The sequence below is a fragment of the Ciceribacter azotifigens genome (assembly GCF_048159625.1).
GTDB lineage: Bacteria > Pseudomonadota > Alphaproteobacteria > Rhizobiales > Rhizobiaceae > Allorhizobium > Allorhizobium azotifigens.
The window spans coordinates 398,207-420,920 of sequence record NZ_JBLQTA010000004.1 but is presented as its reverse complement, the minus strand read 5'-3'; the positions used below and the strand labels follow the sequence as shown (position 1 = coordinate 420,920).

Below are 22,714 nucleotides of genomic sequence, written 5' to 3'. Positions count from 1 at the left end.
TTGCCACTCAGAGGGCATTGAGGAGCGCGGGCGTCGCCCAGCCGTCGGCGGGAATGCCGAGACGCTGCTGTTCCTTCTGCACGGCGACGCGGGTGCCGGCGCCGAGAATGCCGTCGATCTCGCCGACCTCGTGGCCGAGGGCCTGAAGGCGCGTCTGCAGCGCCTTCATCTCGGTGTCGCTGAGGCCGGGTTCCGGATTGCCCTTCTGGTAGGGCTCTGCTCCCATCAGCCGGGTGGCGAAATAGGCGGCCGAGGTCGTGTAGATGAAGGACTTGTTCCACTCGAGATAAACGCTGAAATTCGGATAGGTGAGGAAGGCCGGCCCCTTGCGACCCTGCGGCAGGACGAGACCGACGGGGAGGGCGGCGGAGGCCGTGTTGCCGTCACGCGGAGAAACTCCGAGCGCGAACCAGTCGCCTGCAGTCATGCCGCCTTCGAGACCGGTCTTCTCCCAGGGGAGATTTTCCGGAAGGGTGACTTCCTGGATCCACGGCTCGCCGGCGCGCCAGCCGAGACTCTGGATGAAGCGTGCGGCGGTTAGGATCGCATCCGGCGAACTCTTCTTGACGTTGACGTGGCCGTCACCGTCACCGTCGATGCCATAGGCGACGATATCCTTCGGCAGCATCTGCACCTGGCCGATCTCGCCCGCCCAAGCGCCGGTGTTGGTCGAGGGGTCGAGGTCGCCGTGCTCAACCATGGTGATGAGGTTGAGCAGCTGCGGCCGGAAGAGCTCGGGGCGGCGGCAGTCGTGGGAGAGGGTCACCAGCGCATTGCGGGTGTTGAAATCGCCCTGGACGGCGCCGAAGTCGGTCTCCATCGCCCAGAAGGCGGTGATGACGCCGGGCGGTACGCCGTAGTCCCGCTCGGCCTTGGCGAAGACATCGGCATAGTCCCGCATCTTCTGCCGGCCGATGTCGAGGCGAGCCTGGCTGACGGTGCGCTTCGAGAATTCGAGGAAAGTCTGTTTGAAGACGCCCTGGGCACGGTCGCGCGACAGCACCTTCTGGTCGATCGCGGCACCGGCGAGCGCACGGTCGGCGGCGTCGGGGGATGCGCCGTTCGACACGGCCTCGGCCTTCACGCCCTGCAGGAAGGCAGCGAGATCGCCGCCGCACTCGGCCGCGCCGGCAACGGCGGTGGAGGCGAGCAGGCTTGCGAGGGTAACGATGGTGGTCAGACGAGTACGGGCGGACATGCGGACTTCCTCATGGGTTTCGGTGGACGTGGTATCGGAGGAGATTTTGGCCAAAGCGAGGAAAGGCCGCCGGCTTCGGGCGGCCTTGTGCGGGTCAAGGGGGCACTCGGGCGTCACGCCCGGTCGCCGAACGTTCCTGCACGGGATCTCGTTACTGCGAGACGGAAGCGACCCATTTCTTCCAGTTCTGCTCGGTGCCGGCGAAGACGTTGATGTCGGTCTGGCCGCGAATGCCCGGAACGACGCCGGTCGAGGTGTACTGCCAGAAGGCCCAGCGGCGGTCGGCATAGATTTCCTGCGGGTGCTTGGCCACCGAGCGGACCCAGAAATGATAGTCCTGGAAATAGCCGGCGAGGTTGTCGCGGTGGAAATCGACCGAGGTGTAGATGATCGGCCGCTTGCCGTAATAGGCCTCGATCCGGTCCATGAACCGCTTCATCTCGGCGCGCACGGTGGCGGCGTCCGGTCTCAGCGTGCAGGTCTTGGAGGTCGGGTTCCACTCGACGTCCAGCACCGGCGGCAGGTGCATCGAGGCCTTCGGCACGTTGCGGATGAACCAGTCGGCCTGCTCGTCGGCGGTCGAGCAGAAATAATAGAAATGGTAGGGCGCATGGGCCAGGCCGGCTGCTGCTGCGGCGCGCCAGTATTCGTCGAAGCGGGAATCGACCCGGTCCTTGCCCTCGGTCGCCTTGATGAAGACGAAGGAGACCCCGGACTTGCGCACCGAGGCCCAGTCGACGTCGCCGTTCCACTTCGAGACGTCGATGCCGTGGACCTTGTGACGGTAGGGTGTGTCGTCGCCGAAATCCTGCGGGTCGGTGTCCTGAAAGCGCGGCTTGATCGACGATGTTTCCATCAGATCGTAGCTCGCGGAGGTGCAGCCGCCGAGAAGCAGGAAAAGGGGCAGGAACGCCAGGACAAGCAATCGCATCGGAGGCCCGTAGATGATGTTTGAACCGAAACTCCTGAGGCGGCGCACACGAACGCAGGACACAACAGGTGCAAGCCCAATTGTGGCACTATCATCGTTAAAAAGCCGTTATTTGCAACTGCCGATATCAGACGGGCATCCGCACGACCGCGAGCCAGGCATAGCCGCGGCCCACGCTTTCGAAGCGGAGCTCCGCGCCGGCGGCCTTCGCCCGCGTTTCCAGAGCCTCCCGCAGGGTCGCCCGCGGGGTGACATGGAAGCGGGAAAGCCAGGCCGTGAGCAGGCGCCGGAACCAGACCGGCAGGCGCTCCTGCTGGCCGAAGTCGACTATGTGCAGCGATCCACCGGGTGCGAGCGCCACAATTGCCGCGTCGATCGCGCTCTCCCAGTCGGGGATCATCGAGAGCGCGTAGGAGATCATGATCCGGTCGAAACCGGCGACACCGAATTCTCCGGCGGAAAAGCCCGTCGCGTCTGCGAGCCGGAAGACGGGGAGGAGCCGGCCGCGGAAATTGCGCTCCGCCTGAGCGAGCATCTCGGCGGAGATGTCGAGGCCGAAGAGCCTGGCACCGGGATAGCGGCGTGCGGCGAGCAGGAGGTTGCGGCCGGTGCCGCAGCCGATTTCGAGCAGCGCACCGTTGTCAGGCACGGCGAGTTCGGCGATCAACCGGTCGCGGCCGAGGAGATAGTATTTCCGCGTCAGGTCGTAGACGTGGCGCTGGTAGCGGTACATGCGGTCCATGCGCCCGGCATGGTCGTTCCGGTCGTCCTGTGCGAACAAGATCTCCGCCATCAGCCTTCTCTCTCGTAGATGTGGAAGCCGCCGTAGATTGCCGAGCGGTCTTCGGCCCCGAGCTCCCGCGAACGTTCGGCAAGATAGCGCCACTGGCCGAGGAGGGCGGGCGAGAGACGGCCGTCGAGCACGCTGCGTTCGGCGGCGGTGCGGAAGATCACGCGCGCTCCGGGAGAAGCGGTGCGGGTGATCTCGCTCCAGAGCGCGTTGAGCTGGCGCTCGTTCATCCAGTCCTGGGCGTCGAGGAGGACGAAGCGGTCGACGCTTGCCGCCGGCTTGCCGGCAAGCAGTTCGGTGAAGCTCGCATGATGGACAGTGACGCGACCGGCATTGGTGCGGATAGCGTCATAGTTTTCGCGGGCGAGATAGGTGGGGAGCCGCCCCTCGTCGGGACCGGGATAGCGGCGGGCAAAGGCCTGCCAGGCGAACCAGTTCTCGGCGACGGGGAAGTCGCAGGCGAGCTTTTCGAGGCGGCTTTTCAGAACCGGGGCGATGCTCCTGCCGTCGGAGAGGCTCGCAAGCTCGTCATATTGCTGCGGCGGGATGCCGAGCCCGAAGAGCGAGCTCTTGCGCCGCGTGATCCAGCGCACCAGAGGCTTGTCGAAGAGCGGGGCGATGTGCGTGTCGAAGTAGTGCCGCTGCTCGGAAAGCGTCTTCGCCTTCGTGATGCCGTCGAGGCGAACGCCGTGCAGGGACGCGAGCAGGTGGCCGGCGGCGATGAAGCGCCCGAGCAGGCCGGTGCGGCAGAAGTTGCGGTCGAAGGCGGTGATCCGCCGGCGGCCGTCGAGGCGGCGCCCGTTCCAGTATTCGCGGCTTTCGGCGTCGAGATTGGGGGCAATGAAACGGTCGAAATTGCAGCTGTTGGTGCGCATGCCCGCCGCGCCGAACATCCGCACGACAGCCGCGTGGTCGGGCAGGTGCCGGAAGGCGGCGAGTTTCAGCCGGTTGAGGGCCACGTGGTGCGGGTTCAGGTCGACGACGTCGATGCGTTCGGGCGAGCGCGAGAGATAGGCGAGCATGTTGCAACCGCCGGAGCCGATGGTGACGAGCCGGTGGCCCGCGCCGAGTTCCATCGCGGCCATGTCGACCTCCGGGTCCTCCCAGATCTGCGGGTAGACGAGGCCGGAGAAGAGCATGCCGAACAGACGTTCGGAGAGGCCGTCGCGGCTCAGCGCCCTGTGCTGGAGGAGTGCGGCCTTCAGTTTGCTGCTGCGGGGAAGTTCGGTCTCCGGGGCGAGGTCGGTCATCGGGAAGGCCATCCGTTGAAGGTCTCCGGCGTGTAGCGCGCCGATGCAACAGTTTGATGAAGCGCCCTGTTCACAGGCGATCGGATCGGTTTTGGTCGGGGAGAACCGCCGCTGTGATGCCAGCCGCGCTTCAAACGCTTTGCGGGAGACGAGGCGGCGGCGCTATGGTGCGGCCGAGAGAGGTGGCGAACGCCCGGAAGAGGAGCAGGCGCGGATGAGACTGGTCAGACGGATCGTGAAGGGCTTCTTCCTGTTGCTCGCGACGGCGATCGCCGCCGCGGTGGTCTGGCTCGCCGTGGCGCCGCCGGCCCTGCTGCGGGTCGGCACCGGCTATGCTGCCAAGATCGTCTGCTCCAACGTCTTCGTCGCCGGACGCGATCCCGACGAGGTGCTGAGGGTCGACGTGCAGGCGCCGGGCCATCCGCTGCTGAAGCTCGTCGGCCTCGATAGCGACCGCGAGAACAAGCGGGTCACGGCACGCCTTCTCGGCTTCATCGCGCCGGGCAGTGCCGTCTACCGCGAAGGCCTCGGCTGTGCGAGCGCTCCGGACGGCAGCGGTGCGATGGCGGGAACCGTCTCCGCGCCTCTGCCCGAACAGCTTGCCGCAGCCCCCACCGACGTGCCTTGGCCCGACGGCGAGGCGGCAACGCCGACCGATCCGAAGCTCGGGGCCGTGCTCGCCGATGCCGCCCTTGCCGGTCCCGGCATGCGGGCTGTGGTCGTCATCAAGAACGGCCGGCTGGTCGGCGAGACCTATGGCAACGGATTCTCTTCTGCGACGCCGCTGCTGGGCTGGTCGATGACCAAGACCGTCAATGCCGCGATCATCGGCCGGCTGATGGCCGAAGGACGCATCGCGCTCGACGACCGTGTGCTGCTGCCCGAATGGAAGGGCGACGGCCGCGCCGCGATCCGCATCCGCGACCTCTTCGCCATGGAGAGCGGCCTTGCCTTCAACGAGGAATACGGCGACGTGACCGACGTTACGCGCATGCTCTACCTGGAGCCGGACATGGCGGCATTTGCCGCCGCGCGGCCGCTCGCGGCGGAGCCGGGTACCGTCTTCAGCTATTCCTCCGGAGGAAGCGTGCTGCTCTCGAAGATCTGGATGAACCGGATCGGCGACCGCGACGCGGCGCTCGGCTATCCGCGGAAAGCTCTGTTCCAGCCGCTCGGCATGGCGAGCGCCGTCCTCGAGGCGGACGAGGCCGGCACCTTCGTCGGAAGTTCCTACATGTACGCGACGGGCCGCGACTGGGCGCGCTTCGGCCAGTTCCTGCTGCAGGACGGTGTCTGGCGGGGCGAACGCCTGTTGCCGGAGGGGTTTGTCGCGGCGATGCAGCGGCCGACACGGACCTCGGGCGGTACGTACACAGAAATCCAGGCTTGGGCGGTCGGACCGGGCGACGAGCCCGACAGCCGTTTCGGCCTTCCCGACGACACGTTCTGGCTCGCCGGCCATGACGGCCAGACGATCGCGGTCGTTCCCTCGAAGAAACTGGTGGTGGTGCGCCTCGGGCTCACGCCGTCAGAGCTCGGCTATCGCCCGCAACTGCTCGTGAAAGCAATCGCGGACGCGCTCGACTGATCCTATTCGAGGACGTGGAGCATGCCCTTGCGCTTGGCGTCGTAGTAATAGCCGCGGGCGTAGAGGCGCACCGCGCCGTCATTGCTGTTGTCGGCGACCAGCCAGGCGCCCCTCAGATACTTGGCTGCGTACTTGATGTTGGTCTCGGCGTCGAACAGGCCCGAGGCCGGGCCTTCGTAGCCCATCGACTTCGCCGTGTTGTACTTGATCTGCATGAGCCCGTAATGGCCGTTGTTGTAGGCCTGCGGGTTGTAGGTGCTTTCGCGGCGGACGACGCGGTGGAGGAGTTCCTCGGGGATCTTGTAGACCGCGGCGTACTTGCTGATGAGGGCGTTGATGACGGTCGGGCCCTTGGCGGCCTGCGGCACCTTCTCCTCCTCGGCCGCGGGCGGCGGGCCGGGCGGGGAGACGTCGAACTGCGCGTCGAGCGCTGCGAGCGACGAGGATGCCGAGGGTGCCGCATAGGCGAGCGCGCCGGCCGGCTTCTGCGTCGGAACCACGGTCTGGATCGCCGTCACTTCCGCCGGCAATACGGTTTCGGCACTTGCCAGTTCCGGAATCGCGTCGGGCTTGGCCGGCATGGCGGCGGTCTGCATGGCGAGCTGTTCCTGGCCGGCTGCCATCGCAAGCGCCGTGGGCGTCGCCGCCGGGTTCGCAAGCGCGATATCCTTGAAGGTCGGGACCGGCGCCGGCGTCGAGGTTCCGGGGATGATCGGGCCGGGCTCGGCGCCGGCAGTCGAGATAAGTGCAGTGTTCGATTCGCCAGCGGCCGGCGTCGCCGCGGCGGTCTGCGCGACAGGGGTGCCGGCTGCGGGGTTGGCCTTCAGTTCCTGCTTGGCCGCCTGGTCCATGCTGCTCGTACAGCCGGCAATCCCGGCGAGAAGCACGGCGGCGAGGCTGAGCGGGGTCTTGCGGTCCAATCGAGAAATCATCCGGCCATCCGTATCGAAACGACGGCTGCCGCGAAGCAGCTCACGAAAAGTTAACATGGGTTTTCATAGCCGCTGGGCGGAATTGCGGCAAGCCCGCCGCAATTCGGCGGATTCAGGCAGCGATCTTGCGATAACCGGCCGTCACGGCGCCGGCGGCGATCAGCACCGTTCCGCCGGTACGGTTCACCGCCTTGCGGACGGAGCGCTTGCGGATGAAGCGGCGGGCCGATTCGGCGACGAACACGTAGACCAGCGCATTGACGATCGCGAGCATGACGAAGGTCGCTTCGAGTACGACCACCTGCTGCAGGAAGGGCGCCGACGGCAGCATGAACTGCGGCACGAAGGCGACGAAGAAGACGATGCTCTTCGGGTTGAGGGCGGTGACGGCGAAGGCGTGCCCGAGGATGCGCAGAGGCTTTTCTTCCGGCAGGTTGTCGTTGTCGGCGATCGGCTCGTCACCGACCGGCGCCCGCCAGAGGCGGATGCCGAGATAGACCAGATAGGCGCCGCCGATCCACTTCATGATCGTGAAGGCGGTCGCCGAGGTGGCGAGCAGGGCACCGAGCCCGGCGACGGAGGCCGTCATCGCGACGAGGTCGCCGAGAGCGACCCCGGTGACCGTGGCCAGCGCCGTCCTGCGCCCGTGGCCGAGCGCATAGGAAATGACCAGCAGGATGGTCGGTCCGGGAATCGCCAGAAGCACCGCCGAGGCGGCGGCGAAGGCCAGCCAGTGTTCCAGTGACATTTGCCTTACTCCTCTCTCGAAGGAAGCAAGCCACCTTTCTCAGGGGCCGTCAATCGGCCGGGGTGAATTTCTGGCCGATGTAATCCATCACTTCCCCGAACCACGGCGTATTCACGTCGAAGGCCTTGCCGCCCTTGATGCGCGGGAACTCGATGGTGCGCAGCTTGCCGCCCTGGTCCTCGTCGTGGCCGGTGACCCCGGACACCTTGTTCAGAGCACTTTCGACGGCGAGGTCGACCATGCTCTGGATCAGCCGCAGGTCCTCGTAGTTGGCCGGTGCCGAGCGGGCATAGTAGCCGGACTTCTGCACCATCGAGCGCTCGGCGTTCAGCAGCTTGGCGAAATGCTTCTGGAACCAGTTGCCGACATTGATCGTGTCGATCTTCACGTGACCGAAGGCGTCGCGCTTGACCTCCTCGCCGGCGGCCTCGCGGTCGGCGACGATCTCGTCGAGGCAGGCGCCTTCCGAGACGAAGAGGGTGACGAAGCCGGTGCGGTCCATGATGTCCTTGAGGCGCGCGGCCTCGGCATCGAGATCGAAATGGGTCTCCGGCAGGTAGAGGCCGTCGATGTTCTTGAGCTGGGTGTTCATCATCAGCCCTTCGACATACTCGTTGTTGCGCGTCCGCTGGATGTAGGCGCGCGCGGTTGCGGCGGTCAGCCAGCCGCAATGGCGGCCCATGACTTCGTGGATCACCAGTGTGCGGGGGGCGGCGCTCTGTTCGTTCGAGACGTGGTCGAAGAAGCGGGCACCGACTTCGGCCGCCGTCCAGGCGCCGAGCGTCTGGCGGATCGGCACGACGTCGTTGTCGACGGTCTTCGGCAGGCCGACAACGGTGAGGTCGTAGCCGTTGGCGCCGAGGAAGGCGGCGAGATCGGCCGCCGTCGTGTTGGTGTCGTCACCGCCGATCGTGTGGAGGATGGTGACGCCGTCGGCGGCGAGCCGTTCGGCGGCGACGCGCAGCGGATTGTCGCCTTCCTTCGTCAGGCCGCGCTTGTGGCAGTCGGCCGCGTTCGTCAGCTTGACGCGGCTGTTGCCGATCGGCGAGCCGCCGTAGCGGTGGAGGAGGTGGGCCTTCTCGCGCATGTCGGCGGTGATCTCGATCTTGTCGCCGAGCAGCACGCCCTGGTAGCCGGAGCGGTAGGCGATGAGCTCGACGTCTGGCGCGATGTCCGTGTAGCGTTCGATCAGTCCGCCGACTGCGGACGACAGGCAGGGGGCGAGACCGCCGGCGGTCAGCATTGCAACTTTCTGTTTGGCCATCGTTCCTCCTTCAGCGCCTCGTGGCGCTTCTCAATACAAGCGTTCGGCGCGAATGGATGCGACAGACGGGGAGGGCTGTAAAGGGAAAATATGAGGAAATCCGGGCATTTCTGGCCCTTTCCGCGACAAGGGCGGCGGCTGTGCCGATATAATCGATTCAATCCGCCGGCGGACTGCGAGCAAGGCTGTGGATAAGAATACAGGTCCGCGCAGCGCCGGCATCCGGTCTCCCGCGACGGCCGGAACCATTGTCCGCGGTTGCGGTTGGACCACCGGAATGTGAACAAACTTTAACCTGGCTGAGGACGGGCTCGGCTTGCTTTTTCGCCGGTAATCTGGTGATGCTGGATCATGATTTTCGATTTCGCCTGCGAACAGATATCGTCTTTGTGGGACAGGTTGCTCGGCGCGATCGGCGACGCAGCAGGCAATGTTCTGTCGGGTATCGTCGAGGCTGTCCGCACGGTGTTCGAGGGCGATCCAGAAACCCGCCGGCGGGTCTCCTTCTCGGTGGCGATCATCGCGCTTTCGGCGAAGATGGCCAAGGCCGACGGCGTGGTGACGGTCAGCGAGGTCGACGCCTTCCGCCAGATCTTCGATGTTCCGGCAAGGGAAGCGCAGAACGTCGCCCGCCTCTACAACCTCGCGCGCCAGGACGTGGCCGGCTACGAGGCCTATGCCGGCAAGATCATGAAGATGTGCGGCACGGGCAAGGGTTGCCCTGTCCTCGAGGACATCGTCGACGGCCTCTTCCATATCGCCAAGGCCGACGGGCTGGTGCATGAGAAGGAAATGGCCTTCCTCTCGCGCATCGCCGACATCTTCGAGATATCGGAGGAGCGGTTCGAGGCGATCACCGAGCGCCACGTGAACCCGGACGGCAATCCCTATGCCGTGCTCGGCGTGCAGCCCTCGGACGACTTCGCGACGATCCGCAAGCGCTACCGGGCGCTCGCCGCAGAACATCACCCCGACCGCCTGCATGCCCGCGGCGTGCCCACCGAATTCCACGCCGTCGCCCATCACCGTATGGCCAGGCTCAACGCCGCCTATGCGGCGATCGAGAAAGAACGCCGCGCCGCATGAGCCTCTTCACTGCCGACCACAAGGGTGCGCGGGTCCGGCCCTCGCCGAACCATGGCGAACGCGCCGGCGGGCGGTTGCCGGACATGATCCTCCTCCACTACACCGGCATGCCGTCGGAGGAGGGGGCGCTCGAATGGCTCTGTCGGCCGGAAAGCCAGGTTTCCAGCCATTACTTCGTCCACGAGGACGGACGGATCGTGCAGCTGGTGCCGGAGAGCCGCCGCGCCTGGCATGCCGGCAGGAGCTGCTGGGCAGGCGAGAGCGACGTCAATTCGATGTCGATCGGCATCGAGATTGCCAATCCCGGCCATCCGGCAGGACTGCCGCCCTTCACCGACGCACAGATCGAAGCAGTCGTCGAATTGTGTCGCGATTGCGGCAAACGGTGGAATATCGCCCCCGAACGGGTGCTCGCGCACTCCGATGTCGCTCCCGTTCGCAAGGTCGATCCTGGCGAAAATTTTCCATGGGAGAGGCTGCATGCCGCGGGCGTTGGCCACTGGGTGGCGCCTGTGCCGCTCAGCGGTGGAAGATTTTTCCAAAAAGGCGATTGCGGCCGACCGGTCGAAGCTTTGCAGTCGATGCTCTCGCTCTACGGCTACGACATTGAAATTTCGGGACAATATTCCGAGGCGACGGAGGGCGTCGTTGCCGCGTTCCAACGCCATTTCCGTCCCGAGCGGGTCGACGGCATCGCCGACAGTTCGACCATAGAGACGCTCCACAGGCTGCTCGCCGCGCTGCCGAAATTTGCCTGACGCGGAGACCTTCCGGACACCGTTTGCGGGTTACCGGACAGGGGCTGAAGTCCCCCAAATCCTCACAGGTCACAGGAATTCCATATTGCCCGGCTTTAAAAGCTCTCGCTGAAACGCGGCAAAGTTCCCGGAGAGGTGACGGCCGCACAATAACAACGATGAGGGCAGGTGCGACGTCGTTCCCTGAACGGAGCGGCGTGGAAGGATGCTTTTGCGCGAAAAAACATGCGCCATAGCCCCACTGGTTCGGAGACTGGCTTTTCACATGCAGAAATTGATTGTTGCTGCCGCGGCATGCACCGCTATCCTCATGTCCGGCATCAGCGGAGCGAATGCCCGCAACGACGACAGACGCAGCTTCTCGGCGCCGCTGAAGGTCGTCGAACGGGATGCAGGCTTCCCAAGTGCCCCGTCCTTTTCCCAAAGCCCCTACACCCACATCATCTCGAAATATGCAAAGGCCTACGGCGTCCCGGTGAACCTCGCCCACGCCGTCGTCCGCGTCGAAAGCAACTTCAATCCGAAGGCACGGGGCAGCGCCGGCGAAATCGGCCTCATGCAGATCAAGCCCTCGACGGCGCGCATGATGGGCTATTCCGGCTCCTCGAAGGGCCTCTACGACCCGGAGACCAATATCCGCTACGGCATGAAGTATCTGGCCACCGCCCATGAACTCGGCGACGGCAAGACCTGCTCGACAATCCTCAAATACAATGCGGGCCATGGCGCCAAGCGCATGAACCCGGTGTCGAAACGCTATTGCGGCAAGGTGCTGGCGCTGATCGGCAGCTGATCGCCGGGCGTTCCGCTCCCGCGGGAGATCGCCCGCGGGAGGATGTGGCGTCACGGCGTCTTGGAGTTTGATCTCGGTCGAGAACCGAATTCGCAATTTGTGAGAGACTGATTCAAGTTGGATTGGCAAATATCTGAACGAGAATCATAATCACGGATCAGCGGACGGGAACGGGCATGAGTGATCGCTTCAAATTCATCGTCGTCGGGCGGGGCATGATGGGGGCCGCGGCAGCCCGGCATCTGAGCATCGAGAGCGAAGGGGTCGCCGTCATCGGACCGGACGAACCGGCCGATCCCGCACGTCACGAAGGCGTCTTCGCCAGCCATTACGACGAGGCGCGGATCACTCGCACGATCGATCCGGACCCCGTCTGGGCCGCTCTCGCCAACCGCTCGATCGCGCGTTACCGCGACATCGAAAGGGAGAGCGGCATCGATTTCTATCACGAGGTCGGCAGCCTCATCGTCGGACCGAAGCGGGGCGGGAGCGATCCCTATGTCGAGCGCATCTGCGAGGCCGCCCATCATATCGGCATTGCGCCGCAGATGCTCGAATGCACGGCGCTTAGCGAACGCTTTCCCTATTTCTCCTTCGGTGCCGGACAGGAGGGCGTCCACGAGGCGGCAGGGGCGGGATATCTCAATCCGCGGCAGATGGTGCGGGCGCAATCCTGTCTCGCGCACAGGGAAGGAGCGACGCTGATTGCCGAGACGGTGGTCTGCGTCCGCGACGACATCCGTGGCGTCGCGGTCCGGACCGTCGAGGGCAATACCTATTATGCGGATCGCGTCCTGGTCGCCGCCGGCGGCTTCTCGATCGCCGAGCATTTGTTGCCGCGGCCCGTCGATCTCAAGGTTTATGCCCGCACGGTCGCCTTCTTCGAGATCCCGGAAACCGATCTCGACGCCTTTGCCGGCATGCCGTCGCTCATCCACCATCCCGACGATCCGCTCGACCACATCTATCTCTTGCCGCCGGTCCGCTATCCCGACGGCAAGGTCTATCTGAAGATCGGCGGCGATCCGGACGACCTCGAACTCACGAGCGAGCCGGAGGTCCGTGCCTGGTATCGCAGCGGCGGGCGCGAGACGACCCGGCGGCATCTGGCGCGGATAGCAGCCGAACTGGTTCCTAGCGTGGCGAAGGCGACCGTCACCATGGGCGCCTGCGTCACTTCGTTCACCCCGAGTGGCTACCCGGCGATCGGCTATGTCGACGAGGAACGGATCGCGGTCCTCACCGGCGGCTGCGGGGCTGCGGCGAAAAGCTCCGACGAGATCGGCCGGCTCGGCGCCCGGCTGCTGCTCGACGGCGCATTGTCGCCAGAGGACCAGGCGGTTTTCGCGCCCCGTTTCCGATAAAGTGCGTAGCAGTGCGTCCGGATGGACGTTTTCTGTGGCATTTGCCGCGGCACTCCACTATCTAGCGCTTGCCAGTCGGCCGGGCAGCCGCGCTCTACCAATGCCGAAAGGCGGTAGGGTGAGGAAAGTCCGGGCTCCACGGAAACACGGTGCCGGATAACGTCCGGCGAGGGTGACCTTAGGGATAGTGCCACAGAAAGGAAACCGCCCCGCCTGCTTTTCCGTCCGCAAGAGGACGCAAAAGTTGGCGGGGTAAGGGTGAAAGGGTGGGGTAAGAGCCCACCGCGTCGCTGGTAACAGGGACGGCACGGTAAACCCCACCGGGAGCAAGACCGAATAGGGATGACGCGGGTGTCGCGCAAGCGGCGCCACAGCCGGTTTCCGGGCCAGTCATCCGGGTGGGTTGCGTGAGGCAGCGTGCAAACGCTGTCCCAGATGAATGGCTGCCACGTTCCGGGCGACCGGAGCCATACAGAACCCGGCTTACAGGCCGACTGGCACTTTTCCTTTTTTCGCCTGCGGCGGCTCGGCCGCCGCGGGCGTGTCTCCCAACAAGCTGCTGAAAAAAATGGGAATTCTGGCGCCGCGGCCTTGCTGCGAAAGGGCAGGCGGCCGGCTGCATGCGCGCTTGTCCCTAACCTTTCGTTAAGCTTAACCGCTTATAAACATTTGACGCTCTTCGAGAGCTTCGAACCGCCCTGTCCCATTGACGCCCATACTGTCCCATGTTATCCCATTCAAGTGCCGTTTCGGGGTGGTTTTCCACCCCAGGAATCGAAGGTCAGGGAACGCCGCCCGCACCGGGTTGCCTGCAGTTCTCCCTGTCTTTGGAAGCGGTGCGCGTGTTCTCGCGTTCCAGGGGGTGGATGGTTCACCTCCTGTCGAAAGGGGCGGCGGCAGGTTTTGATGGACCGCTTCTTGTCCAATGTGACAAACCGGATCGATACGAAGGGGCGGGTGTCCGTTCCGGCGGCGTTCAGGTCTGTCCTGGCGAGGCGCGATATCCAGGAGCTTTACTGTCTCCAGGATTTCGTGTTTCCGGCGGTCAATGTCGGCGGGCCCGATCTGCTGGAGCGATACGAGCGGCAGATCTCCGTCGAGGATCCGTTTTCGCCGCTGGCGAACGAGATGTCGCTGCTCGTGCATGGTGGCGGCGTCTTCATGAAGCTCGATGCGGAAGGGCGGTTGATGGTGACCGACTTCATTCGCGACTTCACGGGTATCACGTCGGAGGTCGCGTTCGTGGGTCGGGCGGATCATTTTCAGCTCTGGCAGCCGCAGGCCTTTCTCGAGGCGCAGGCGGCGGCGAGGCAGGCACGCAAGCTACGAGGGTTGCGGCCACAGTAAGGCGGGGACTTGGAATGGTGGCTAATCCTGGCGCAGAAATCTCCGGTGCCGACGGCGGACCGGTTCGCCACATTCCAGTCCTGCTGCCCGAGGTGCTCGCGGCGCTCGAGCCGGCGTCCGGCAAGGTCATTCTCGATGGCACCTTCGGGGCGGGCGGCTATACGAGCGCCATCCTCGATGCGGGTGCCGATGTCATCGCGCTCGATCGCGACCCGACGGCGATTGCCGCCGGCCAGTCGCTGGTTGCAGCGCGCGGCGGCCATCTGACGCTCATCCATTCGCGCTTTTCCGAGCTCGACCGCCATGCGCCCGCCGAGGGGCTTGACGGCGTCGTGCTCGACATCGGCGTCTCGTCGATGCAGATCGACGAGGCCGAGCGCGGCTTCTCCTTCCAGAAGAGTGGACCGCTCGATATGCGCATGTCCGCCGAGGGCGTCTCGGCGGCGGATGTCGTCAATCGCGCCAAGGTCGGTGATCTCATCCGCATCTTCGGCTTCCTCGGCGAGGAAAAACAGGCGGGGCGCATCGCCCGGGCGATCGAGAAGAAGCGGGCGAGCGAGCCGTTCCGCACGACGCGCGACCTCGCCGGCCTGATCGAGATCGTGACGCCGCGCAAGGCGAAGGACAAGATCCATCCGGCCACCCGCGTCTTCCAGGCGCTGCGCATCTTCGTCAACGACGAGCTCGGCGAGCTGGCGCAGGCGCTCTTTGCTGCAGAACGCGCGCTGAAGCCCGGCGGCCGCCTCGTGGTCGTGACCTTTCATTCGCTCGAAGACCGGATCGTCAAAAAGTTTTTCACCGAGCGCTCGGGCAAGGCGTCCGGCTCGCGCCACCTGCCGATGGTGCAGGGGACGCCCGCGACGTTCGAGCCCGTCGGCAAAGGCATCGTCGCGGCAAGCGAAGCGGAGGCGGATGCCAATCCGCGCGCCCGTTCCGCCAAGCTTCGGGCCGGCATCCGCACGAACGTGCCGGCGCCGAAGGCGGATATGTCCATCTTCGACCTGCCCGACCTCGCCAGCCTCGACCGGATCGGAGGATGAGCCATGCTGAAAACCCTTGATCTCATAATGATCGGTTCGATGGTCGCAGCGGCGACCGTCACCTATTCGATCAAGCATCATGCGGATGAAAAGCTTCAGGAGGTTCGCCGCATCGAGGCCGAGATCAAGCTCGAGAAGGATACGATCGATCTCCTGAAGGCCGACTGGGCGCTTTTGACCCAGCCGAACCGTCTCGAGCGGCTGCTCGCCGTCTATGGGCCGGAATTGCAGTTGCAGCCGACGGCGCCCGAACAACTCGTGCAACCGGTCGAGCTGCCGATGTTGAAGAGTGAGGTGCCCCAGCCCGAGGTGGCCGAGGGCGAGAAGAGCAAGGATCCCGTCTCGGATCTCATCACAACAGGATCGGTGAAGCCCTGATGTCTTTCCTCTCACGCATCATGCTCTTGAAAAGCCAGGCGCATTTCGCGACCGGCAGCGACCGTGCGGCCGGCGGCAAGGCCGTCGCCATCAAGGGGACCGGCAAGCGCAAGTCGGAACTCGCCCGAAAGCGCGTCGGCCTGATGATTGCCGGCTTTGTCGCCGCCTACGGCGTGATCGGCGGGCGGCTCGTCCAGTACGGCTACGCACACCCCGAAACCGTCTCCAGCATCATGCCGGCGGACCGGCTGATGGCGTCGCGACCGGACATCCTCGATCGCAACGGCGAGGTGCTGGCGACCGACATCCGCACGGTGTCGCTCTTTGCCGAGCCGCACAAGATCGTCGATGCCGACGAAGCGGTCGAGAAGCTCGCGACGGTGCTGACGGATATCGACATCAAGGGGACCTACAAGAAGCTTTCCTCCAACTCCCGCTTCCAGTGGCTGCGCCGCCAGCTCACGCCGAAGCAGCAGAGCCAGATTCTGGCGCTCGGCATCCCCGGCATCGGCTTCCGCCCGGAGAAGCGTCGTTTCTATCCCGGCGGCAGCACGGCCTCGCACATCGTCGGCTATGTCAATATCGACAACCGCGGCATGGCCGGCATGGAGCGCTACATCGACAGCCAAGGGCTGGCCGATCTCACCGCGCTCGGCATGACCACCGACACGCCCCTCGAACCGGTTCGCTTGTCGATCGACCTTCGCGTGCAGAACATCGTGCATGATGTGGTCGTCGAAGCGGTGAAGAAATTCGAAGCGCTCGGCGCCGGCGCCGTCGTCCTCGACGTCCATACCGGCGAAGTCCTGGCCATGGCCTCGCTCCCGGACTTCGATCCCAACAATCCGGCGGCGAGCGCGGAGGAAGGCTGGCTCAACCGCATGTCGAACGGCACGTTCGAGATGGGGTCGACGTTCAAGTCCTTCACGCTGGCCATGGGTCTCGATTCGGGCAAGGTGAAGCTCTCCGACACCTTCGACGCCCGTTATCCGATCCGCATCGGCCGCTACACGATCAAGGACTTCCACGGCAAGAACCGTATCCTGAGCGTACCGGAGATCTTCCAGTATTCCTCGAACATCGGCACCGCCAAGATCGCCGACACGGTGGGCACGGAAGGGCACAAGGCGTTCCTGGAGCGCCTGGGCCTCACCACGCGCATGCAGACCGAACTGCCGGAGGTCGCGACCCCGAGCCAGCCGCGGGAATGGAAGAAGATCAACTCCATCACCATCTCCTTCGGTCACGGGGTCTCGACGACGCCGTTGCAGACTGCGGTCGCAGGCGTCGCGCTGATGAACGGCGGCAAGCTCATTCAGCCGACCTTCCTGACGCGCACGCGGGAGCAGGCGGACCAGGTGGCCCAGCAGGTCCTCCGTCCGTCGACCAGCGACGACATGCGCTACCTGTTCGCAGTGAACGGCATCAAGGGCTCCGGCAAGAAAGCGCGCGTCGAGGGCTTCAACGTCGGCGGCAAGACCGGCACGGCGGACAAGGTCGTCAACGGCCGCTATGTCAGCGACAAGAACTTCAACGCCTTCCTCGCCGCCTTCCCGATCGACAATCCGCAATACGTGGTGCTCACCGTCATCGACGAGCCGAGGACGGACAAGGGCAACGGCGCGGCGCTCGCCGGCAACTCCGCCGCCCCGATGGTGGCGGACATCATTCGCAGAAGCGCCGCAATTCTCGGTGTAGAACCCAAATTCGGGGAAGACGGCTCGGCGCTGCTCGTCTCTTATTAGAAAAATGCTCGAACTATGCAGGCGATTCGCAAGCGAGTCGCCTGTTCTGCAAGGAAACGGAAATACATGCGACTGCGCGATCTGGCCGATGACGAGTTTCGGACACTGAAGGAACAGCTTGGCGGTGAGGTCGGCGATCTCGCGATAACGGGACTTTCTGCCGACAGTCGCAAGATTTCCTCCGGAATGCTGTTCGTGGCCGTCGCGGGGACCAAGGCCGACGGTGCTGCCTATGCCGCCGATGCGGTGGCGCGCGGCGCGGTCGCGGTCGTCGCGGGTCATGCGATCGAAGCGAGTGTTCCGGTCTTCACGGTTTCCAATCCACGCCGCTTCCTGGCGCTGGCGGCCGCACGCTTCTACGGTGCGCAGCCCGCGACCATGGTCGCCGTCACCGGCACGGCCGGCAAGACCTCGGTTGCCTCCTTCACCCGGCAGATATGGGCCGAAGCCGGCCATCCGGCGGCGCAGATCGGCACCACCGGCGTCGTCTCCCCGTCGCGCAACGACTACGGCTCTCTCACCACGCCCGATCCGGTGGCGCTGCACAAGCTGCTTGCCGAACTGGCGGCGGAAGGCGTGACCCATGGCGCGATGGAGGCCTCGAGCCACGGCCTCGACCAGTGCCGTCTCGATGGTGTCCGGCTTTCGGCCGCCGCCTTCACCAATCTCGGCCGCGACCACATGGACTACCATCCGACGGTTGAGGAATACATGGCCGCCAAGATGCGGCTCTTCGACACCCTCTTGCCCAAGGGTTCCCCGGCGGTGATCTTCGCCGACGATCCCTGGTCGGCCGAGGCGGTCCGCGTTGCGCGCGCCGCCGGCCACGACGTGCGCACGGTCGGCCGCAACGGCGATTTCCTGGCGCTGAAGCGCGTCGAGCACCTTCGCCACAAGCAGGTGGCCGAGGTGCATTTCGGCGATGAAATCCACGAGGTCCATGTCCCGCTCGCCGGCGATTTCCAGGTCGCCAACGCGCTCGTCGCGGCGGGACTTGCTATCTCCACCGGCGTTCCGGTCGCGACCGCGATGAGGGCGCTCGAAAAGCTCCAGGGCGCTGCCGGCCGTCTCGAACTCGTCGCCCATACCGCGGGCGGGGCGCTCGCCTATGTCGACTACGCCCACAAGCCGGATGCGCTCGAAAACGTCCTCAATTCGGTCCGTCCGTTCACCACCGGCCGCGTCATCGTCGTCTTCGGCTGCGGCGGCGACCGCGACCGCGGCAAGCGCCCGATCATGGGCGAGATCGCCTGCCGGCTTGCCGACGTGGTGATCGTGACCGACGACAATCCGCGCTCGGAGGTCGCTTCCGAAATCCGCGCGGAGATCATGGCCGCCGCACCGACGGCGACCGAAATCGGCGACCGGGCCGCGGCGATCCGCCATGCGGTCACGATGCTGAACTCCGGCGACACCCTGATCGTCGCGGGCAAGGGGCATGAGGAAGGACAGACGGTCGGTGACGTGACGCTGCCGTTCTCCGACCATGCCGAACTGCGCAAGGCACTGGAGGAGCTTGGACATTGACATTTCTCTGGACGACGGACGAGATGATCGAGGCGATGGCGGGCCGGCCGTTCGGCACGCCGCCCGAAGGGATCACGGGTATCTCGATCGACAGCCGCACGATCGCCGACGGCGAGGCCTTCTTCGCCATCAAGGGTGACCGGGTCGACGGCCACGATTTCGCGAGCCTCGCCGTTGCCAACGGTGCTTCCCTGCTCGTCGTCTCCGAGGCCAAGCTTCCGGCGCTCGGCCGCGTCACCGTTCCGATGATCGTCGTCGAGGACGTGCTGGCGGCGCTGGAAAAGCTCGCCGCCGCCGCACGCGACCGTTCGTCCGCGAAGGTCATCGCCGTCACCGGCTCGGTCGGCAAGACGACGACCAAGGAAATGCTGCGCAGGGCGCTGGAGCCGTCCGGCAAGGTGCATGCGGCCGTCGCCTCTTTCAACAATCACTGGGGCGTGCCGCTGACGCTTGCCCGCATGCCGGCGGATACCGAATTCGGCGTCTTCGAGATCGGCATGAACCATCCGGGCGAAATCCGCCCTCTGGTGCAACTCGTTCGTCCGCATGTGGCGATCGTCACCACGATCGCTGCCGCCCATCTCGGCAACTTCGCGAGCCTCGAAGAGATCGCCGCCGCCAAGGCGGAAATCTTCGAGGGCGTGGAACCCGGCGGGCACGTTCTGCTCAACCGCGACAACGCGCAGTTCGGCTTTCTCGAAAAGGCGGCGCAGGACGCGGGCGTCGAGAACATCCACAGCTTCGGCCAGCACGCCAAGGCGGAGTTCCGCCTGGCGGAGTTCGACGGCGCGGCGGAAAGCTCGACGCTCTGGGTCTCCTTCGGCGGCGAAACGCGGGAGGTCGTCATCGGCGCGCCCGGCCGCCACATCGCCGAGAACGCCGTTGCGGTGCTCGGTGCCGTCTCGCTCGTCGGCGCCGACGTGGATGCCGCGGCAGACGCCTTCGGCTCGCTTTCGGCCGTCAAGGGACGCGGCGAGCGGCATATGCTGAAGGCCGGCAGCGGCAGCTTCACGCTGATCGACGAGAGCTACAACGCCAATCCGGCCTCGATGCGCGCGGCGATCGCCGTGCTCGCGGCGGCTCATCCCCGCGGCGACGGACGGCGGATCGCCGTCATCGGCGACATGCTGGAGATGGGCGAGTTTTCAGCCAAGGTTCATGCCGAACTCGCCGGGCCGCTGCTTGCCGCCGGCATCGGGCATGTCTGGCTCGCCGGTCCGGAAATGGCGGCGCTTCGCGACGCGCTTCCGGAGAGCGTTCAGGTGGAATACCGCGAGACGACCGCGGAGCTTGCCGATTTCGTGGTGGCGTCCGTCCGCCCCGGCGACGTGCTCATGGTCAAGTCCTCGCTCGGCACCGGTTTCGGGAAGATCGTCGCGGCCTTGCTTGACAATTATCAGGCGGTCGCCGACATCGGGCGCCGCGATTAATTCTGGGGTTTCGGAAAGGGCTCTTATGCTGATCTGGCTTGTGGAACTGGAAGACCACCTGCAATTTTTCAATCTCTTCCGGTATATCACGTTCCGCACCGGTGCTGCCTTGTTCACCTCGGCACTGATCGTCTTCCTGTTCGGGCCGGCGATGATCGCTTCGCTCCGTATCCGCCAGGGCAGGGGCCAGCCGATCCGCGCCGACGGACCGCAGACCCATTTCAAGAAGGCGGGTACGCCGACGATGGGCGGGCTGATGATCCTCGCGGGCATCGTCGTGTCCTCGCTGCTCTGGGCCGATCTGTCGAGCGTCTACGTCGTCTCGACGCTGCTCGTCACGCTCGGCTTCGGCGCCATCGGATTCTACGATGATTACCTGAAAGTGACGAAGCAGACGGAAAAGGGCTTTTCCGGCAAGGCGCGCCTCGGCATCGAATTCGTCATCGCCGGCATTGCCGTCTACTTCATGATGAACACGGCGCTGACCTCCGGCCCGCATGGCTCGACCCTCGGTTCGTCGGTCGCCTTTCCGTTCTTCAAGGACTTCCTGATCAATCTCGGCATCTTCTTCGTGCTCTTCGGCGGTTTCGTCATCGTCGCCGCCGGGAACGCGGTCAACCTGACCGACGGCCTCGACGGGCTGGCGATCGTGCCGGTGATGATCGCCGCGGCATCCTTCGGCATCATCGCCTATCTGACCGGTAACGCGGTCTTCTCGAATTACCTGCAGATCAATTTCGTGCCGGGCACCGGCGAGCTTGCCGTCGTCCTCGGTGCGGTCATCGGCGCCGGCCTCGGCTTCCTCTGGTTCAACGCCCCGCCGGCGGCGATCTTCATGGGAGACACCGGTTCGCTTGCGCTCGGCGGCCTCATCGGCACCGTCGCCGTCGCCACCAAGCACGAGATCGTCATGGCGATCATCGGCGGCCTCTTCGTCATGGAGACGCTGTCGGTCATCATCCAGGTCGGCTACTTCAAGATGACCGGCCGGCGCGTCTTCCTGATGGCGCCGATCCACCATCACTTCGAGAAACTCGGCTGGACCGAGAGCCAGGTGGTGATCCGCTTCTGGATCATCGCCGTCGGGCTCGCCATGCTCGGCCTCTCGACCCTCAAACTCCGGTGAGGGGGGCGATGATCCCGGTCAACACGTTCAGGGGCAGGAAGGTCGCACTCTTCGGTCTCGGCGGGTCGGGGCTCGCGACCGCGAAGGCGCTGATTGCCGGCGGGGCCGAGGTTCTCGCGTGGGACGACAATCCCGACAGCGTGGCGAAGGCCGCCGCCGAAGGAGTTGCGACGCAGGACCTGCACGACACCGACTGGGGCAGCTTTGCCGCCTTCGTGCTGTCGCCCGGCGTGCCGCTCACCCATCCGAAGCCGCACTGGACGGTCGGGCTTGCGCGTGCCGCGGGCGTCGAGGTGATCGGCGACGTCGAGCTCTTCGTGCGCGAGCGCAGGGCTCACGCGCCAGATTGCCCGTTCATCGCGATCACCGGCACCAACGGCAAGTCGACCACCACGGCGCTGATCGCCCACATCCTCTCGGCGAGCGGTCGGGATACGCAGCTCGGCGGCAATATCGGCCGGGCGGTGCTGACCCTCGATCCGCCGAAGGCCGGACGCTATTTCGTCGTCGAGTGCTCCTCCTACCAGATCGACCTTGCGCCGACGATCGACCCGACCGCGGGCATCCTGCTCAACGTGACGCCGGACCATCTCGACCGGCACGGCACGATCCAGCACTATGCCGACGTCAAGGAACGGCTCGTCGCCGGCAGCGGCACGGCGGTGATCGGCGTCGACGACAGCTATTGCGAGCTGATCGCCGATCGCGTCGAGCGCGCCGGCACCAGGGTGGTGCGGATTTCGAAGCGACAGCCGCTTGCCGACGGTTTCTACAATGACGGCCACCGGATCATCGAGGCGCATGGCGGCGCGACGTCGGTCGTCGCCGATCTCAACGGTATCCAGACGCTGCGCGGCAGCCACAACGCCCAGAACGCTGCGGCGGCGATCGCCGCCTGTCTCGCCGTCGGGGTCAGCCCCGAGGAGGTCCGGGCCGGGCTTCGCTCGTTTGCCGGACTGAAGCATCGCATGCAGCCGGTCGGCCGCCGCGGCGAGGTGGTCTTCGTCAACGACAGCAAGGCGACCAATGCGGAAGCCGCCGCACCTGCGCTTTCGAGCTATGACCGCATCTACTGGATCGCCGGCGGTCTGCCGAAGGAAGGCGGGATCGCGAGTCTTGCGCCGCTCTTTCCGCGCATCGCCAAGGCCTACCTGATCGGCGAGGCGGCATCAGCCTTTGCCGCGACGCTCGGCGAGGCGGTGACTTACGAGATTTCCGGCACGCTCGAACGGGCGGTCGCCCACGCCGCAGCCGATGCGGCGGCGGATGGCCGGCCGGTCGCGGTGATGCTTTCCCCGGCTTGCGCAAGCTTCGACCAGTACAAGAACTTCGAGGTCCGCGGCGACGCCTTCGTTCGCCACGTCGCGGCGCTCGAAGGGATCGAAATGCTGATCGACGCTCCTGAAGGAGGCAACTGAC

Annotated in this window: 20 protein-coding genes and 1 other RNA gene; 14 read left to right on the top strand and 7 right to left on the bottom strand. The window is 65.4% G+C overall.

What is annotated here, in order from left to right:
* Nucleotides 1-7: 7 nt before the first annotated feature.
* From ACM6UT_RS09325 to ACM6UT_RS09310, 4 genes are all read right to left on the bottom strand, one after another.
* Nucleotides 8-1,198: a lytic murein transglycosylase gene (locus ACM6UT_RS09325; protein ID WP_416797063.1), complete on the bottom strand. Its 1,191-nt coding sequence runs from the start codon at nt 1,196-1,198 to the stop codon at nt 8-10.
* 151 nt (nt 1,199-1,349) lie between these two features.
* Nucleotides 1,350-2,129 (bottom strand): glycoside hydrolase family 25 protein, encoded by a 780-nt coding sequence (locus ACM6UT_RS09320; RefSeq protein ID WP_416797062.1) that lies wholly within the window; start codon nt 2,127-2,129, stop codon nt 1,350-1,352.
* Between the two features lie 127 nt (nt 2,130-2,256).
* A complete protein-coding gene (locus ACM6UT_RS09315) occupies nt 2,257-2,922 on the bottom strand; it encodes a class I SAM-dependent methyltransferase (protein ID WP_416797061.1) in 666 nt (221 codons plus the stop codon).
* On the bottom strand, nt 2,922-4,169 hold the full coding sequence (locus ACM6UT_RS09310; protein WP_416797060.1) for a BtaA family protein: 1,248 nt from the start codon (nt 4,167-4,169) through the stop codon (nt 2,922-2,924). The genes ACM6UT_RS09315 and ACM6UT_RS09310 overlap by 1 nt, the downstream gene beginning before the upstream one ends.
* A gap of 214 nt (nt 4,170-4,383) precedes the next feature.
* Between ACM6UT_RS09310 and ACM6UT_RS09305 the strand changes: the two genes are divergently transcribed.
* A complete protein-coding gene (locus ACM6UT_RS09305; protein WP_416797059.1) occupies nt 4,384-5,757 on the top strand; it encodes a serine hydrolase domain-containing protein in 1,374 nt (457 codons plus the stop codon).
* Between the two features lie 2 nt (nt 5,758-5,759).
* On the opposite strand, the gene ACM6UT_RS09300 is transcribed toward ACM6UT_RS09305, so the two are convergent.
* From ACM6UT_RS09300 to ACM6UT_RS09290, 3 genes are all read right to left on the bottom strand, one after another.
* Nucleotides 5,760-6,689 carry a transglycosylase SLT domain-containing protein gene (locus ACM6UT_RS09300; protein WP_416797058.1) on the bottom strand — a complete coding sequence of 310 codons (930 nt, stop codon included), beginning with the start codon at nt 6,687-6,689 and terminating at the stop codon, nt 5,760-5,762.
* A gap of 112 nt (nt 6,690-6,801) precedes the next feature.
* Nucleotides 6,802-7,437 carry a LysE family translocator gene (locus ACM6UT_RS09295; RefSeq protein WP_416797057.1) on the bottom strand — a complete coding sequence of 212 codons (636 nt, stop codon included), beginning with the start codon at nt 7,435-7,437 and terminating at the stop codon, nt 6,802-6,804.
* Nucleotides 7,438-7,486: 49 nt separating this feature from the next.
* The gene (locus ACM6UT_RS09290) at nt 7,487-8,701 is read right to left on the bottom strand and encodes a pyrophosphate--fructose-6-phosphate 1-phosphotransferase (protein WP_416797056.1); all 1,215 of its coding nucleotides are present in this window, start codon (nt 8,699-8,701) and stop codon (nt 7,487-7,489) included.
* Nucleotides 8,702-9,052: 351 nt separating this feature from the next.
* Between ACM6UT_RS09290 and ACM6UT_RS09285 the strand changes: the two genes are divergently transcribed.
* From ACM6UT_RS09285 to murD, 13 genes are all read left to right on the top strand, one after another.
* Nucleotides 9,053-9,787 (top strand): TerB family tellurite resistance protein, encoded by a 735-nt coding sequence (locus ACM6UT_RS09285; protein ID WP_416797055.1) that lies wholly within the window; start codon nt 9,053-9,055, stop codon nt 9,785-9,787.
* Nucleotides 9,784-10,545 carry an N-acetylmuramoyl-L-alanine amidase gene (locus tag ACM6UT_RS09280; RefSeq protein WP_416797054.1) on the top strand — a complete coding sequence of 254 codons (762 nt, stop codon included), beginning with the start codon at nt 9,784-9,786 and terminating at the stop codon, nt 10,543-10,545. Before ACM6UT_RS09285 ends, ACM6UT_RS09280 begins: the two co-directional genes overlap by 4 nt.
* A 265-nt stretch (nt 10,546-10,810) precedes the next feature.
* Nucleotides 10,811-11,338, top strand: coding sequence for a lytic transglycosylase domain-containing protein (locus ACM6UT_RS09275; protein ID WP_416797053.1), 528 nt, complete (start codon nt 10,811-10,813; stop codon nt 11,336-11,338).
* Nucleotides 11,339-11,514: 176 nt separating this feature from the next.
* Nucleotides 11,515-12,702, top strand: coding sequence for an NAD(P)/FAD-dependent oxidoreductase (locus ACM6UT_RS09270; protein WP_416797052.1), 1,188 nt, complete (start codon nt 11,515-11,517; stop codon nt 12,700-12,702).
* A gap of 71 nt (nt 12,703-12,773) precedes the next feature.
* An RNA gene (gene rnpB, locus ACM6UT_RS09265) (RNase P RNA component class A) lies at nt 12,774-13,204 on the top strand.
* Between the two features lie 404 nt (nt 13,205-13,608).
* Complete coding sequence (gene mraZ, locus ACM6UT_RS09260) at nt 13,609-14,049, top strand: division/cell wall cluster transcriptional repressor MraZ (RefSeq protein ID WP_148175192.1); 441 nt, start codon at nt 13,609-13,611, stop codon at nt 14,047-14,049.
* A gap of 14 nt (nt 14,050-14,063) precedes the next feature.
* Nucleotides 14,064-15,089: a 16S rRNA (cytosine(1402)-N(4))-methyltransferase RsmH gene (rsmH, locus tag ACM6UT_RS09255; protein WP_416797051.1), complete on the top strand. Its 1,026-nt coding sequence runs from the start codon at nt 14,064-14,066 to the stop codon at nt 15,087-15,089.
* A gap of 3 nt (nt 15,090-15,092) precedes the next feature.
* Nucleotides 15,093-15,467: a cell division protein FtsL gene (gene ftsL, locus ACM6UT_RS09250; RefSeq protein WP_416797050.1), complete on the top strand. Its 375-nt coding sequence runs from the start codon at nt 15,093-15,095 to the stop codon at nt 15,465-15,467.
* Nucleotides 15,467-17,212, top strand: a complete 1,746-nt coding sequence (locus ACM6UT_RS09245; RefSeq protein ID WP_416797049.1) for a peptidoglycan D,D-transpeptidase FtsI family protein — start codon at nt 15,467-15,469, stop codon at nt 17,210-17,212. The genes ftsL and ACM6UT_RS09245 overlap by 1 nt, the downstream gene beginning before the upstream one ends.
* A 66-nt stretch (nt 17,213-17,278) precedes the next feature.
* Nucleotides 17,279-18,739, top strand: coding sequence for a UDP-N-acetylmuramoyl-L-alanyl-D-glutamate--2,6-diaminopimelate ligase (locus ACM6UT_RS09240; RefSeq protein ID WP_416797048.1), 1,461 nt, complete (start codon nt 17,279-17,281; stop codon nt 18,737-18,739).
* A complete protein-coding gene (locus ACM6UT_RS09235) occupies nt 18,736-20,169 on the top strand; it encodes a UDP-N-acetylmuramoylalanyl-D-glutamyl-2,6-diaminopimelate--D-alanyl-D-alanine ligase (protein ID WP_416797047.1) in 1,434 nt (477 codons plus the stop codon). The genes ACM6UT_RS09240 and ACM6UT_RS09235 overlap by 4 nt, the downstream gene beginning before the upstream one ends.
* Nucleotides 20,170-20,194: 25 nt before the next feature.
* Complete coding sequence (mraY, locus tag ACM6UT_RS09230) at nt 20,195-21,295, top strand: phospho-N-acetylmuramoyl-pentapeptide-transferase (protein WP_416797046.1); 1,101 nt, start codon at nt 20,195-20,197, stop codon at nt 21,293-21,295.
* Between the two features lie 8 nt (nt 21,296-21,303).
* Nucleotides 21,304-22,713, top strand: coding sequence for a UDP-N-acetylmuramoyl-L-alanine--D-glutamate ligase (murD, locus tag ACM6UT_RS09225; protein WP_416797045.1), 1,410 nt, complete (start codon nt 21,304-21,306; stop codon nt 22,711-22,713).
* Nucleotide 22,714: the final 1 nt, after the last annotated feature.